The organism is Stenotrophomonas sp. YJH_SMC_94-11, from assembly GCF_059370435.1.
In genome coordinates, this window is sequence record NZ_JCAFTR010000012.1 from 15,497 (window position 1) to 30,006 (window position 14,510).

The 14,510-nt window shown below is 66.3% G+C and carries 11 protein-coding genes; 6 read left to right on the plus strand and 5 right to left on the minus strand.

The window, feature by feature from the left end:
• Positions 1 to 169: 169 nt before the first annotated feature.
• Positions 170 to 2,251, plus strand: a complete 2,082-nt coding sequence (locus AC5P74_RS18105; RefSeq protein WP_005418274.1) for a carbon starvation CstA family protein — start codon at positions 170 to 172, stop codon at positions 2,249 to 2,251.
• Positions 2,251 to 2,475, plus strand: a complete 225-nt coding sequence (locus tag AC5P74_RS18110) for a YbdD/YjiX family protein (protein ID WP_005410613.1) — start codon at positions 2,251 to 2,253, stop codon at positions 2,473 to 2,475. Before AC5P74_RS18105 ends, AC5P74_RS18110 begins: the two co-directional genes overlap by 1 nt.
• A gap of 117 nt (positions 2,476 to 2,592) precedes the next feature.
• Here the strand turns inward: AC5P74_RS18110 and AC5P74_RS18115 are convergent, their stop codons facing one another.
• The 3 genes from AC5P74_RS18115 to AC5P74_RS18125 form a co-directional block, all read right to left on the minus strand.
• Positions 2,593 to 3,843, minus strand: a complete 1,251-nt coding sequence (locus AC5P74_RS18115) for a DUF819 family protein (protein WP_005418276.1) — start codon at positions 3,841 to 3,843, stop codon at positions 2,593 to 2,595.
• Between the two features lie 120 nt (positions 3,844 to 3,963).
• Positions 3,964 to 5,250: a sensor histidine kinase gene (locus tag AC5P74_RS18120; protein WP_005418277.1), complete on the minus strand. Its 1,287-nt coding sequence runs from the start codon at positions 5,248 to 5,250 to the stop codon at positions 3,964 to 3,966.
• A complete protein-coding gene (locus tag AC5P74_RS18125) occupies positions 5,237 to 5,950 on the minus strand; it encodes a response regulator transcription factor (RefSeq protein ID WP_005418278.1) in 714 nt (237 codons plus the stop codon). The genes AC5P74_RS18120 and AC5P74_RS18125 overlap by 14 nt, the downstream gene beginning before the upstream one ends.
• Before the next feature lie 130 nt (positions 5,951 to 6,080).
• Between AC5P74_RS18125 and AC5P74_RS18130 the strand changes: the two genes are divergently transcribed.
• From AC5P74_RS18130 to AC5P74_RS18145, 4 genes are all read left to right on the plus strand, one after another.
• Positions 6,081 to 7,784 carry a glycosyltransferase family 39 protein gene (locus AC5P74_RS18130; RefSeq protein ID WP_188248056.1) on the plus strand — a complete coding sequence of 568 codons (1,704 nt, stop codon included), beginning with the start codon at positions 6,081 to 6,083 and terminating at the stop codon, positions 7,782 to 7,784.
• Between the two features lie 111 nt (positions 7,785 to 7,895).
• Positions 7,896 to 8,663: a phosphatase PAP2 family protein gene (locus tag AC5P74_RS18135; protein ID WP_171957579.1), complete on the plus strand. Its 768-nt coding sequence runs from the start codon at positions 7,896 to 7,898 to the stop codon at positions 8,661 to 8,663.
• On the plus strand, positions 8,660 to 10,309 hold the full coding sequence (locus tag AC5P74_RS18140; protein ID WP_495205021.1) for a phosphoethanolamine transferase: 1,650 nt from the start codon (positions 8,660 to 8,662) through the stop codon (positions 10,307 to 10,309). The genes AC5P74_RS18135 and AC5P74_RS18140 overlap by 4 nt, the downstream gene beginning before the upstream one ends.
• A gap of 603 nt (positions 10,310 to 10,912) precedes the next feature.
• Positions 10,913 to 12,877, plus strand: a complete 1,965-nt coding sequence (locus tag AC5P74_RS18145; protein ID WP_206620474.1) for a M2 family metallopeptidase — start codon at positions 10,913 to 10,915, stop codon at positions 12,875 to 12,877.
• Between the two features lie 197 nt (positions 12,878 to 13,074).
• On the opposite strand, the gene AC5P74_RS18150 is transcribed toward AC5P74_RS18145, so the two are convergent.
• Together AC5P74_RS18150 and AC5P74_RS18155 are read right to left on the minus strand one after the other, a co-directional pair.
• Complete coding sequence (locus tag AC5P74_RS18150) at positions 13,075 to 13,467, minus strand: hypothetical protein (protein WP_005418286.1); 393 nt, start codon at positions 13,465 to 13,467, stop codon at positions 13,075 to 13,077.
• A gap of 68 nt (positions 13,468 to 13,535) precedes the next feature.
• Positions 13,536 to 14,432, minus strand: coding sequence for a siderophore-interacting protein (locus AC5P74_RS18155; protein WP_053500681.1), 897 nt, complete (start codon positions 14,430 to 14,432; stop codon positions 13,536 to 13,538).
• Positions 14,433 to 14,510 lie beyond the last annotated feature (78 nt).

Genomic DNA, 14,510 nt, shown 5'->3' on the forward strand with positions numbered 1-14,510 from the left:
CCACACGCCAATGGACGGCGCCGCAACCGATTGTTCCATCCCTGATGTTCGCTGCACGTCAGCACAACAAGCGTACGACCAAAGTACTACCGCCGATTCGTCCTGTGCCAATTGACCCTGTCGAGGGCACGCGGGACTCTTTGACTGTCTTTCCGGGAGAGAGCACCTCATGAAAGGGTTTTCCAAAATAGGCTGGGCGGTCCTCGCCCTGCTCGGCGCCTTCTGTCTGGGCACCGTGGCCCTGCGCCGCGGCGAACACATCAATGCGCTGTGGATCGTCGTCGCCGCGGTTTCGCTGTACCTGGTGGCCTACCGCTTCTACAGCCTGTTCATCGCCAACAAGGTGATGCAGCTGGATCCGACCCGGGCCACGCCGGCGGTGATCAACAACGATGGCCTGGACTACGTGCCGACCAACAAGCACGTATTGTTCGGCCACCACTTCGCCGCCATCGCCGGCGCCGGCCCGCTGGTCGGCCCGGTCCTGGCCGCGCAGATGGGCTACCTGCCTGGACTGCTGTGGCTGGTGGTGGGCGTGGTGCTGGCCGGTGCGGTGCAGGACTTCATGGTGCTGTTCCTGTCCAGCCGTCGCAACGGCCGTTCGCTGGGCGACCTGGTAAGAGAAGAGATGGGCCAGGTACCCGGCACCATCGCGTTGTTCGGTGCGTTCCTGATCATGATCATCATCCTGGCGGTGCTGGCGATGGTGGTGGTCAAGGCGCTGGCCGAAAGCCCGTGGGGCATGTTCACGGTAATCGCGACGATGCCTATCGCCATCCTGATGGGCGTGTACATGCGCTATATCCGCCCCGGCAAGATCGGCGAGATCTCGGTGGTCGGCCTGATCCTGCTGCTGGCCGCGATCTGGTACGGCGGCAAGGTCGCCGCCGACCCGGTGTGGGGCCCGGCGTTCACGTTCACTGGCACCCAGATCACCTGGATGCTGATCGGCTACGGCTTCGTCGCATCGGTGCTGCCGGTGTGGCTGTTGCTGGCCCCGCGCGACTACCTGTCGACCTTCCTCAAGATCGGCACGATCATCGCGCTGGCCGTCGGCATCCTGATCGTGATGCCGGAACTGAAGATGCCGGCGCTGACCCAGTTCGCCGCCAGTGGCGACGGCCCGGTGTGGAAGGGCGGCATGTTCCCGTTCCTGTTCATCACCATCGCCTGCGGTGCGGTCTCTGGTTTCCATGCGCTGATTTCCTCCGGCACCACGCCGAAGCTGCTGGCCAATGAAGCGCACATGCGCTACATCGGCTACGGCGGCATGCTGATGGAATCGTTCGTGGCGGTGATGGCACTGGTGGCCGCATCGATCATCGACCCGGGCATCTACTTCGCGATGAACAGCCCGGCCGCGGTGATCGGTGCCGATGCTGCGTCGGCGGCGCACTACATCACCAACACCTGGGGCTTCACCATCACGCCGGAGCAGCTGACCGCGACCGCGGCGGCGATCGGCGAGCCGACCATCCTGCATCGTGCAGGTGGCGCGCCGACACTGGCGGTGGGCATCGCGCAGATCCTGCACGAAGCAATCCCCAGTGGCAGCGACGCAATGATGGCGTTCTGGTACCACTTCGCGATCCTGTTCGAAGCATTGTTCATCCTGACCGCGGTGGACGCCGGCACCCGTGCTGGACGCTTCATGCTGCAGGACCTGCTGGGCAACTTCGTGCCGGCCCTGAAGAAGACCGAGTCGTGGACCGCCAACATCATCGGTACCGCCGGCTGCGTGGCGCTGTGGGGCTACCTGCTCTACACCGGTGTGGTCGATCCGTTCGGCGGCATCCAGACCCTGTGGCCGTTGTTCGGCATCTCCAACCAGATGCTGGCCGGTATCGCACTGATGCTGGGCACGGTAGTGCTGTTCAAGATGAAGCGCGACCGCTATGCGTGGGTCACTGCGGTACCGGCGGTGTGGCTGCTGATCTGCACCACCTATGCCGGCTTCATCAAGATCTTCGACAGCAACCCGGCGCAGGGTTTCCTGGCACAGGCACACAAGTTCCAGGCCGCGCTCGCCAGCGACACGATCACGGCGCCGGCCAAGTCGGTGGCGCAGATGAAGCAGATCGTGGTCAACGCCTACGTCAATACCGGCCTGACCGCGCTGTTCCTGCTGGTGGTGGGCGCAGTCCTGGTGTATTCGATCAAGACCATCCTGGCGGCACGCCGCAATCCGCAGCGCAGCGACCGCGAGACCCCTTACGTGGCGCTGAAGCCGCATGAAATGGTGGATCTGTGATGAGTACGCAACTGGTTCCCGCCGGCCAGTACCAGGCGCACCGCCGCATCTGGCGGCGCCTGGTGCAGACCGCACGACTGTGCTGTGGCATTCCTGATTACGACAACTACGTCCGGCATATGCTGGAAAAGCATCCGGACCAGGAGCCGATGGACTACAAGACGTTCTTCCGCGAGCGCCAGGAAGCGCGCTACGGCGGACGCAATGGTGGCCGCTGCTGTTGAGGGCCGGGACGGCCTTTTAGCAGGCCAAAGAAGGCCGAGCGCGGGCTCGGCTCTACACGGGCAGAGCGGGTTCGCGGCGCACGCCGCGAACCCGCAACAGGATCGTCCGGTCAGAACTCAGGCGCCGGCCATCCACTTCAGGATCAGGCCGGTGACATAAGCCAACCCGGTACCGGTGGCATAGCCCACCGTACCCAGCAGCACCCCCACCGGCGCCAGCGTCGGATGGAAGGCCGCGGCTACCACGGGTGCCGAGGCGGCCGCCCCGATGTTGCCCTGCGAACCTATCGCGAAGAAGAACAGCGGCGCGCGCAGCAGCTTGGCCACCACCCACAGCACCAGCACATGCGTGGCCATCCAGATCGCGCCGAGCAGGAACAGCCACGGCCGATCCAGCAGCGACAGCAGGTTCATCTGCATGCCGATGCAGGCGATCAGGAAGTACAGGAACACCGTGCCCAACCGCGAAGCGCCTGCGGCTTCCAGCCGGCGCGCACGGGTGAAGCTCAGGCCCAGGCCCATCGCCGTGGACAGCAGGATCACCCACACGAACTGGCTGTCCAGGCTGAACTGGCTGGCCCAGCTGACGTTGGCCTTGAACCAGCCCGACAGCGGTGCGGCGATGGCGTGGGCCAGGCCGACGCCACCCAGTGCCACGCCGACGATCACCATCAGGTCGGTCATGCTGGGAATGCGCGCGTTCTGTGCCTCGTAGGCGCTGATGCGTGCCTTCATCTCGTCGATGGCGCGCGTATCGGCCCCGTTGCGGGTGTCGATCTGCTGCGCGCGGTTGGCCAGGAACAGCAGGATCGCCATCCACAGGCTGGCGCAGGCCACGTCGACCACGGCGAACTGGCCGAAGGTGGTGGCGTCGGTGCCGAACACCTCACGCATGGCGACCATGTTGGCGCCGCCACCGATCCAGCTGCCGGCCAGTGCGGCCATGCCGGCCCAGGTATCACCGGCCACCGTTTCCGGATGGATCAGCTTCATCAGCTGGAAGGAGACGATCGCACCGAGCATGATGCCAGCGGTACCGGCACAGAACACAAGCAACAGCTTCGGCCCCAGCTTGATGACGCCCTTGAGGTCGATCGACAGCGTCAGCAGGACCAGCGCGGCCGGCAGCAGCACGTCACGCGCGACCGGGTTGTACAGCGAGGTGTTGTGGCCATCGATGACACCGGCGGTGTTGTAGATGGCGGGGATGAAATAGCACAGCAGCAGTGCCGGCACCCAGGCGAAGATCTTCTTCAACAGCGGTGTCGGACCACTGGCGGCCCAGAAGATCAGGGCCAGGGTGGCGGCAATCAGGCCCAGTCCAACGATATCGTTGCTGATCAGGGCAGTAGCGGGTTCGGTCGGCATGGGATCCTCTGTCGATCGAAAGAGCGGGAAAAAAAAGCGCCGCATGAAGCGGCGCAGGTCGAGATTAACACTGTCTTCACGCCGGGTCATGCCGCAGCGCGGAGCAGGTCGGCCGTCCGATCAGGCGGGGCGCGAAGCGCCGAAGTCCAGGGTGACACGCGTCCCGCGCGGTTGGCAGGGCTGCAACTGCAGCGTCCAGCCCAGGTGCTCGCACAGCCGCGCGATCAGGTCCAGGCCGATGCCACTGCCTCGATCGGCACGCTCACCGCGGGCCATGCGCGCGTGGATCGCCGCGATCTCCTCCGGGCTCATCCCATGCCCGGGGTCCTGCAGCGTCAGTACCGCCGACGAACTCAGCTGCAGCTCGATATGGCCGCGGCCGCTGTTTTCGATGGCATTGCGCAGCAGGTTGCCGATCGCCGCCTGCACCACCGCCAGCGGCGCGACGATATCCACCGGCGCGGCCTGGATACCGATGCTCAGGTCCTTGTCGCCGAGCAGGTGTCGATGGTCGTCGACGATCTCCGGCAGCAGCTGGTCCAGTGCGATGCGCTCGGCACGCGCGGCCAGGCGCGCAGGATCACGCGCCAGCACCAGCAGCAGCTCGATCAGCTGCTCCACGCTCTGTGCCGTGCGCAGGACCCGCTGCATCTGCTGGCGGGCACGTTCGGGCAGGCCCGGTTGCTCCAGCGCCAGCTCGGCTGCACCGGTCATCACTGCGATCGGCGTGCGCAGTTCGTGGCTGGCGGTACTGATGAAGACCCGCTCACGCTCGACGAACTGCTCGTTGCGGTCCAGGTAGTCGTTCAGCGCATCGGCGATGGTGTGCAGCTCGGAACTGCCGCGCGGGTCGACCTCGATGCGCTGGCCCTGAACGCCCGGCCGCAATGCGCCGATGTGCTGGGCCAGCAGGCTCAACGGGCGCACCATGCGTTCCATACCGAAGGACGCCATCAGCACGGTGACGAAGATCATGATCACCCCGGCCAGCATCACCCAGCGCGTGGCGAACTGCTCCAGGTCATGGAAGTCGGAGATGTCCAGCGCCAGCGCGACACGTCCCATCGACCGGGTCTCGCGCACCATCACCGCCGTCTCCCGGCCTTTGATCATCACGCCGTCGTGAAGACCCGGATGCAGCGTACGCAGGCTGTCAGGCAGGTTGACTGCATCGAAGCGGTACAGGCTGAGCGTGTCCGAATCCTGCCAGCGATAGTGCGGTTCATGCTCGACGTGCTCGACGATGCTGTCCAGCTCGGAATTGAGCAGCGCGCGCCAGGCGGCATGTTCGGCGTGTTCGTGCACGTAGTTGCCGACGCTGAACACGGCGATCGACAGCAGGGCCAGGTAGCCCAGCAACCACCACACCACGCGCCGGTACAGCGGGCCCGGCCTACGCGCCTTCATCATCATCCTTGCCTGCACCGGCGGCCGCGGTCACCGCAAGGCGATAACCAACCCGCGGCAGGGTGTGGATCAGCTTGTCGGCAAACGGACCGTCGACGCTGCGGCGCAGCTCGTAGACATGCGAGCGCAGCAGGTCACCATCCGGTGGCTCATCGCCCCACAGGGCGAACTCCAGCTGTTGGCGGGTGACCGCACCGGGGCTGGCACGCATCAGCACCTCCAGCAGCTTGCGGCAGGCCGGGTACAGGTGGAGTACCTGCCCCCCCCGCTGGGCTTCGAGGGTCGCCAGGTCCAGCACCAGGTCGCCCACCTGCAGGCGCTTGCGCGGGTTTCGGCCCTGCGCACGCAGCAGCAGCGCCTCCAGCCGAACTTCCAGCTCGGGCAGGGCGAACGGCTTGGTCAGGTAGTCGTCGGCACCCGCGCGGAATCCGGTGATCTTGTCCGGCAGCTCGTCGCGCGCGGTCAGCATGATCACCGGCACCTCCGAAGCGTGCTCGGCGCGCAGGCGACGCAGCACCTCCGGCCCCTCCATGCGTGGCAGCATCCAGTCCAGGATCACCGCGTCGTAGGGGTGGCTGCCGGCCAGGTGCAGGCCGGTGATGCCGTCCGGGGCCACGTCGAGCACATGCCCGCGCGACTCGAAGTAGTCGAACAGGTTGGCCACCAGCTGGCGGTTGTCCTCGATCACCAACAGACGCATGCACGAAACATCCACGGAAGTTCGTACCATGGTAGCGCTGCGCATGTCGGAATGCGGTCGCCCCGGCCTCCTCTGACGCTTTTCCAACCCCCGCCACCTCAGAATGGCCGTTTTGCTCCCGGAGCCTGCCGTGCCCGTAGCCCTGCCCCGCCGTTGGCGCCTGCCCCTGTTGTGGCTGTTGATCGTTGCTGCGCTGGCAGCGGGGATCGGCCTTCGGCAGCCGCAGCCACCGGACGAGCCGCGCTTCGTGCTGGCGGCCCGCACCATGGTCGAAAGCGGGCAATGGCTGCTGCCGCACCGGGGCGTGGAGCTGTATGCGGAGAAGCCGCCGGTCTTCATGTGGCTGCAGGCGGCGGCTTACGAGATCGTCGGCAGCTGGCAGTGGTCGTTCCTGCTGCCGTCGCTGCTGGGCGCCCTGCTCAGCCTGTGGTTGGTGTCGGATCTGGCACGCCGACTGTGGTCACCGCGGCATTCCCTGTACGCCCTGGCGGCGCTGTTCTGCACCCTGCAGTTTGGCCTGATGGCCAAGCGCGCGCAGATCGACATGGTGCTGGTCGGCATGACCACGGTGGCCCTGTGGGGCTTGATGCGCCACCTGTGCGAACGCCGCAACCTGGCTGCCTTGTGGCTGGCGGGGTTCGCCGCTGGCCTCGGCACGGTGACCAAAGGCGTGGGTTTCCTGCCGCTGCTGATGGTCCTGCCGTGGTTCGGCTGGTGGCTGTACCAGCGTCGCCGCGGTCGCAGCGTGGACGGCCCCCACCCGGCAACGCTGCTGTGGCTGATCCCGGCCTTCCTGCTGGGCGTGTCGGTGTGGCTTGCCCCGCTGGGCTGGGCGCTGCTGCACACGCCCAGCGCCGAACTGCAGGCCTACGCGCATGAACTGTTGTTCAAGCAGACCGGTACCCGCTATGCCAACGCCTGGCACCATCGCCAACCGGCCTGGTACTACCTGCAGGTGATCCTGACCCTATGGCTGCCGGGCAGCCTGCTGCTGCCGCTGCTGTTCAAGCCGTGGTGGCGCCGCATCCGCCGGGGCGACCGCCGGCAGTGGCTGCTGCTGGGCTGGGCGCTGCTGGTGCTGGTGTTCTTCAGCGCCAGCCCGGGCAAGCGCGAGGTCTATGTGCTGCCGATGCTGCCTGCGATGGCACTGGCGGTTGCGCCGTTGTTGCCCGGCTTGCTGCGCCGGCTGTGCGTGCGCCGCTATCTGTTCGGCTACAGCGTGGTGCTGATGCTGGCCACCGGCGTGCTCGGCGTGATGCTGATGACCGAGCACCCGTGGGCCTTGGCGCAACTGGAGCGCCGGGCCATGCCCGATGCGCTGCTGCCGGTGCTGGGTGATGGCCTGCTGACCTTCGCCATCGCGCTGGCCACGCTGGTCGTCTGGTTGCGGGTGCGCCGCGCCACGACACTGGTGCTGTTGACCCACGGCATGCTGTGGATGCTCTACGGCCTGGTGCTGATTCCGGCACTGGATCCCTACGCATCGGCATCGGCGCTGATGCGCCGCGTCGGCGCACGGATCGGTCCGGACGCCGAACTGGCGCTGGTCGCCTGGCGCGAGCAGAACCTGCTGCAGGCTGACCGCCCGGTACGCGAGTTCGGCTTCAAGCGCCCCTGGGCCGAGCAATGGCACGACGCCGGCCCGTGGGTGGCCGAGGCGCCGGACAAGCGCTGGCTGCTGGTGCTGGACGACGCGATGAGTCCCTGCGTGGATCCGGCCAAGGTGATCGATATCGGTGTTGCCAACAGGAATCGTTGGCAACTGCTTCCCGGTACTGCATGGAACCCGGAATGCCATGCCGAGCGGACAGGATCGACCGCCGAAGAAGACTGAACGTTGACACGTGCCGGGCAAGCATTAACCCGGCACGAACGAGCGTCCGACCCTTCTCCGACATCAAGGTGACGAGCATGACCGCGGATTCCCGAACCGCCCCTTCCCCGCATGCCCGTCCGTCCCCTTGATGCGATAGCACCGCTTGCGACATCGCCACTGGCGTCAAAATTTGCCGTAACGCACATCTGGCTGCCTGTCGCAATCGGTTTGCCGGTGTTTGCGCTGCTGATGGGATTCGGCGGCGATCAGTGGGTGGCCGACCACCTGTTCCGTCTTGAGGGCGGCCATTGGGCATTGCAGGACGCCTGGATCACCCGCAGCGTCGTGCACAAGGCCGGTAAATGGCTGAGCACTGCGGCGGCGCTGGTCGTGCTCCTGCTGTGCTTCCATCACTGGCGTAGGGGGCGCGATCGCACCCTGCAATGGGCGCTGCTTTATGTCGTAATTGCCATTGCACTGGGCACCGGCGTGATCTCCCTGCTGAAGTCGCTGGTGCCGATGGAATGCCCGTGGGATCTGCTCCGCTACGGTGGCCACCAGCCTTTCATCGGGCTTTTCACGGCGCGCCCCGCAGGCATGGCCGCGCAGGCCTGCTTCCCGGCGGGCCACGCCAGCGCGGGTTATGCATGGTTGTCCCTTTACTTTTTTGCCCTGCTGTGGCGCCCTTCATGGCGCTGGGCCGGGTTGTGGATCGGTCTTGGCACCGGTCTGGTGTTCGGCATCAGCCAGCAGCTGCGCGGCGCGCACTTCCTCTCGCATGACGTCGCCACCGCATTGATCTGCTGGCTGCTTTCGCTCGGCCTGTATCTGATCGTCAAACGCGTCCTGACACGCCGTCAGCGGGACCGTCCCAACCGCCAGGAGGCAAACGCATGAGTGCATCGGTCCAACGGCCCGCCCGCCTCCCCGGCCTTGCGGGTCTGCGCCACTGGCGGCCGCAGCTGTCCACCGAAGCGCTGATCGCGCTGACCAGCCTGTTCTTCGCGGTAGCCGGGAATGGCCTGTTCTGGCACAGCGCGATGGCCAGCCATCCAGGCAGCCTGCGCTACGCGCTTTCGCTGCTGCTGTTGCTGCTGGGTGCTCACGGCGTGCTGCTGGGCATCCTGGTCTGGCGCTGGAACGCCAAGGTGGTGATCAGCCTGTTGCTGCTGGTGACCGCATTCGCCGCGCACTACATGAGCCGCTACCACATCTACCTGGATGCGGACATGCTGCGCAACGTGCTGGCGACCGACCCCAAGGAAAGCCGCGAGCTGATGACCGTGTCGCTGCTGTGGCCGGTACTGTTGCTGGCGGTGTTGCCGATGGCGGTGTTGTGGCGCGTGCAGCTGCGTCGCCGCAGCTGGGGACGCAGCCTGCTGTGGCGACTGGGCTTCCTGGCGGTGGCCGCGGTGACCGCCGTCGGCGGCGCGTTGATCTCGTTCCAGGATGTTTCGGCACTGATGCGCAACCAGCGCGAAGTGCGTTACCTCGCCACCCCGGCCAACGTGCTGCTGGGCATGCCGCGTGCGCTGCGTGGCGACAACCCGGTGCAGCGCGCACCGAAGCTGCCGATCGGCACCGACGCCAAGGCCACGCCACGCGCCCCGGCCAGCAAGCCGCGCCTGCTGGTGATCGTCATGGGCGAGACCGTCCGTGCGCAGAACTGGGGCCTCAACGGTGGCCGCAACACCACTCCGGAACTGGCCCAGGCCAGCGTGATCAATTTCCCGGACATGCACTCATGCGGCACCAGCACGGAGGTCTCGCTGCCGTGCCTGTTCTCGCCGTGGGGCCGCCACGACTACGACGAGAAGAAGATCCGTGCGCACCAGTCGCTGCTGCACGTACTGAATCGCGCCGGCATCGCGCCGCTGTGGCGTGACAACCAGTCCGGCTGCAAGGGCGTGTGCGAGGGCCTGGACTTCCAGTCGTTGTCCGACGCCACTACACCCGGCCTGTGCGCGGATGGTCGTTGCATGGACGAGATCCTGCTGCAGGACCTGGCCACCCAGGTGCGGGCCAAGCCCGGCGACCGGGTGGTGGTGCTGCACCAGCTGGGCAACCACGGCCCGGCCTACTTCGAGCGCTACCCGCCCGCCTTTGCCCGCTTCAAGCCAACCTGCGACACCCGTGACATCGGCCGTTGCTCGCGCGACGAGATCACCAACAGCTATGACAACGCGGTGTTGTACACCGATCATTTCCTGAGCAAGACCATTGGTACCCTGCAGGGCATGCAGGATTACGACACGGCGATGATCTACCTGTCCGACCATGGTGAATCGCTGGGCGAGAAGGGCCTGTTCCTGCATGGCGTGCCGTATGCGATCGCACCGGCCGAGCAGACCCGCGTACCGATGACGATGTGGTTCTCGCCGGGCTTCGCCAGCAGCCGTGGGTTGGATCTGCAGTGCGTGCGCAAGCGTTCGGCGGCGTATACCGACCACGACAACCTGTTCCCGTCGGTGCTGGGCCTGATGCAGGTGAAGACGGCGCTGTACGAGCGCGACCGCGACGTGTTCGCCAACTGCGAAGGTTGAGGGTTGTTCGGCAGGGCTTGCAGCCCTGCACCTGCAGGGGCAACGGCAACGGCCGAAGCAACAGCAGAAGCGGGTTTCCTGAGGGGTGGCGGGGTGGGTCCGGTTGCGGGGGACGCTGCAAGTACGTCCATGTAAGCTCGGTCGCCGCATCCATGCGGCTCACGCCCCCGCAACCGGACCCACCCCGCCTTCGACAGTTTTCCGCGATCTGTTGGAACGATCTTGGGGTCAGATCCGTTTTCCGGAGGAAAACGGATCTGACCCCATTTTGATTGTCGATACCTGACAGATGTGTCGACCAAGGTCGACACCTACCAACAGCCGCCACGATCTGTCAGACGTGGGGCGGTGTGGGCTTGCAGGACCGTTGGCGCCATGGATGGCGCCATCGAGCCCCCATGGATGGGTTTACGGCGTGTCCTGCAAGCCCACACCGCCGCGCCATCCCACGGATACCCCGCTGTTGCGGTTGCTTCGGCGGTTGCTGTTGCTTGTGCTCTGGCCTCTGCGGGTGCCGGGCGCCGCCCGGCTGACGTCCGCCACTTGCGGTGGCAGCGACGGCCCACTAGCCTTCGGCCGTCGTTCACCACCCAAGGACCGCCCGTGAAACACCGTCATCTCCTGCTGGCCTCGGCAATCGCCGCCGCCACGCTGGCCCTGGCCGCCTGCAAGAAGGAAGCTGCCCCAGGCACCGATACCGCCAGCAGCAGCGCTCCGGCCGGTGAAACCGCCGACCAGTTCGTGGCCCGCATCAATGCCGAATTCAAGGCCGCTTACCCGGAGATGACCTCGGCGCAGTGGCTGTCCTCCACCTACATCAACGGTGATTCGGAACGCATTGCGGCCAAAGCCAACGAGCGTTCGCTCACCCAGCTCAACAGCTGGATCGAACAGGCCGCCAAGTTCGACGGCAAGCCGATGAGCGAGGACAGCAAGCGCGCGATCCACCTGCTGAAGCTGATGTCGTCGATGCCGGCGCCGCGCGACCCGGCCAAGCTGGCCGAGCTGACCCAGATCGCCACCCGCATGGAAGGCAGCTACGGTGCCGGCAAGTACTGCACCGATGCCAATGATCCGAACTCCTGCCGCCAGCTGGGCGAGCTGGAACAGGTGCTGGCGCGCAGCCGCGACTACGACAAGCAGCTCGACGCCTGGCAGGGCTGGCACAGCACCACCAGGAGCATGCGCGGCGACTACCAGAAGTTCGTCGGCCTGGTGAACGAGGGCGCCAAGGGCATGGGCTTTGCCGATGCCGGCCAGATGTGGCGCAGCGGCTATGACATGCCGCCCGAACAGATCGGCCCGGAAACCGACCGCCTCTGGGAACAGGTCAAGCCGATGTACGAGCAGCTGCACTGCTACGCACGCGGCAAGCTGGACAAGACCTACGGCAAGGACAAGGCCGAAGTGGGCAACGGCCTGATCGCCGCGCACCTGCTGGGCAACATGTGGCAGCAGGACTGGTCGAACCTGTGGGACCAGCTGGAACCGTACCCGGGTGCCGGCAGCCTGGACATCACCGCTGCACTGGAAAAGCAGTACCAGACCAACCTGAGCGCGTCGCTGGCCAAGGCCGGCAAGGACGCCAGTGTGGCGGCCCAGTACAAGGCGCAGCGCGAAGCCGAACTGCGTACCGCCAAGCAGATGACTGAACGCGCACAGGACTTCTATGTGTCGCTGGGCATGCCGTCGCTGCCGCAGTCGTACTGGGAACGCACCCAGTTCATCAAGCCCGACGACCGCGATGTGGTCTGCCACGCCAGCGCCTGGGACATGAACATGGAAGGCGATGTGCGCACCAAGATGTGCATCAAGCCGAACGAAGAGAACTTCACCACCATCTACCACGAGCTGGGCCACATCTATTACGACCTGGCCTACAACCCGCTGCCGCCGCTGTTCCAGGGCGGTGCCAACGATGGCTTCCATGAGGCGATCGGCGACACCATCGTGCTGGCAATGACGCCCAAGTACCTCAGCTCGATCGGCCTGGTCGATGCACCGACCGAGAGCCGCGAAGCGGTCATCAACAACCAGATGCGCATGGCGCTGTCGGGCGTGTCGTTCCTGCCGTTCGGGCTGATGATCGACCGCTGGCGCTGGGGCGTATTCGATGGTTCGATCACCGCTGACAACTACAACAAGGCGTGGTGGGACTTGAAGGCCAAGTACCAGGGCGTGGCCCCGGCCAGCACCCGTGGCGAAGAATTCTTCGATCCGGGCGCGAAGTACCACGTGCCGGGCAACACCCCGTACACCCGCTACTTCCTGGCCCGCATCCTGCAGTTCCAGTTCTACAAGGGCCTGTGCGATGCAGCCGGCTACAAGGGCCCGCTGCACGAGTGCACCTTCTACGGCAACAAGGAAGCCGGCCAGAAATACTGGGCGATGCTGAGCAAGGGTGCCAGCCAGCCGTGGCAGGCCACGCTGAAGGAGCTGACCGGCACCGACAAGCTCGATGCCGGCCCGATGATCGAGTACTTCACTCCGGTCAACGAGTGGCTGAAGCAGCAGAACGAAGGCCAGATGTGTGGCTGGCAGGCCAACGCCGCCCCGGCGGCGAAATGAGAAAAGGGGCGGGTCCGCGAGGATCCGCCCCTGATGTAGCGCCGGGCCGCGCCCACGTGACCGGTGGGCGCCATTGCAGCGAACGCATCGCCATGCGCGCGGAGCCTTTCGCCAAGCAGTGAGAGTGATTCATGCCCGGCGGCTCTTCATCGCACCGCTGCACTCGCCGGGCATGGCCCGGCGCTACCCACGGCGGATCAGCTGTCCTTCTTCGCCGCCATCGCCGCGGCCAGTTCCGCCTTGAATTCCTCGAAGGTCTGGCCCTTCTCTTTCGCTTCGGCGTGCGCGGCGTCGCGCAGCGCATCGGAGTACATCAGGCGCACCGGCGTGCCGTTGCGCTCGTGCAGTTCACCGGCCTGCATGATCAGCGCCAGTACCTGTGCGGCGGAGTCACTGTGGCCGGCGATACGGCCGTCCATGCCCAGCACCCATTCGCCGTCGCGGCGCACGACACCGGCCAGCAGGGTGCGCTGCGCGTCGCGCAGTTCGGCATGCGGCTCCACCGGCGAGGCCTGGGCAGCGGCCTTGTTGGCGGCCTGCTTTTCCTGGCGACGGCGCTGGTCGCGGCGGGTCTTGGAGCTGGTGGACATGGTGCAATACCGCTGCGAGGGGGGCGCAAGGATAGCGCACCCCACCCGCCACGCCGCTTCACACCCCCTCAATCCAGCACTTTGCCGTGCCGCCAGTAGCCCATGAAGGTGATCGCGCGGCGGTCCAGCCCGCAGTCGCGGACCAGATGGCGACGGATCGCCATCACCGCCCCCGCCTCGCCTGCCACCCAGGCATACAGCGGCCCGGCCACGCTGGCATCGGCCTGTTCCCAGAGGATCTGCGCGTCAACGTCGATCTCTTCCAGTTCGTCGCCAGCGGCCACGCTCGAGGCGGCTGCCAGCCGCGCCTGCACCGCCTGCAACAGCGGCGCCCCGTACGCCGCGCGCCCGCGCGGCAGCCAGACCAGCTCGGCGGTAGCCGGTGCCTTCAGCGGCACCGCGTCGCCGGCCTGCGCCACTTCCAGCAAGGCCAGCGTACGCGGCGGATCCACCATGGCCGCCAGTTCCTCAAGAATGCCAGCCACCGCCGGTAACGCGGTTTCATCGGCCACCAGCAGCACCTGGCCGACGCCGGCCGGCGGCTTCCATTCCCAACCTTCGCTGCTGTCGGCGCAGTCGGCATCGGGAGCCAGCAACACCACACGGTCGCCGGGGCGTGCATGGATGGCCCAGCGTGAGGCCGGCCCGGTCTCGCCATGCAGCACGAAATCAACATCGACCTCGCCCAGCTCTGCACGCAGCTGGCGGATGGTGTAGGTGCGCATCGGCGGGCGCTGATCGTCCGGCAGCGCCCGGTAGCGCGGATACCAGTCCTCGCCGCAGGGCACCTGCGGCAGGTCCTGGCCAGGCAAGGGGAAGAACACCTTGATGCGCTGGTCCGGGCCTTCGGTCTTCATCCGCGCCACGTCGGCGCCGGTGAACACCATGCGATCCAGGGAAGGGGAAAGAACGCGGCGCTCCTTCAGCGCCACCTCGAACAGGCGGTAGGTCTGCTGCGCAGCCATTTGGGGGAAACCTCATGCAACGACATCGGATCGGCTGGCTGTCGTGCATCCACGCACCGGCTGGCTGGAGTGCCCAGC

Bases quoted from the DNA above. Each gene is read 5' to 3' on its own strand.
- AC5P74_RS18125 (WP_005418278.1), bottom strand. From the start codon at position 5,950: ATGCGTCTGTTGGTGATCGAGGACAACCGCCAGCTGGTGGCCAACCTG.
- AC5P74_RS18120 (WP_005418277.1), bottom strand. From the start codon at position 5,250: ATGAAGGCGCGTAGGCCGGGCCCGCTGTACCGGCGCGTGGTGTGGTGG.
- AC5P74_RS18115 (WP_005418276.1), bottom strand. From the start codon at position 3,843: ATGCCGACCGAACCCGCTACTGCCCTGATCAGCAACGATATCGTTGGA.
- AC5P74_RS18155 (WP_053500681.1), bottom strand. From the start codon at position 14,432: ATGGCTGCGCAGCAGACCTACCGCCTGTTCGAGGTGGCGCTGAAGGAG.
- AC5P74_RS18150 (WP_005418286.1), bottom strand. From the start codon at position 13,467: ATGTCCACCAGCTCCAAGACCCGCCGCGACCAGCGCCGTCGCCAGGAA.
- AC5P74_RS18105 (WP_005418274.1), top strand. From the start codon at position 170: ATGAAAGGGTTTTCCAAAATAGGCTGGGCGGTCCTCGCCCTGCTCGGC.
- AC5P74_RS18135 (WP_171957579.1), top strand. From the start codon at position 7,896: ATGCCCGTCCGTCCCCTTGATGCGATAGCACCGCTTGCGACATCGCCA.
- AC5P74_RS18110 (WP_005410613.1), top strand. From the start codon at position 2,251: ATGAGTACGCAACTGGTTCCCGCCGGCCAGTACCAGGCGCACCGCCGC.
- AC5P74_RS18140 (WP_495205021.1), top strand. From the start codon at position 8,660: ATGAGTGCATCGGTCCAACGGCCCGCCCGCCTCCCCGGCCTTGCGGGT.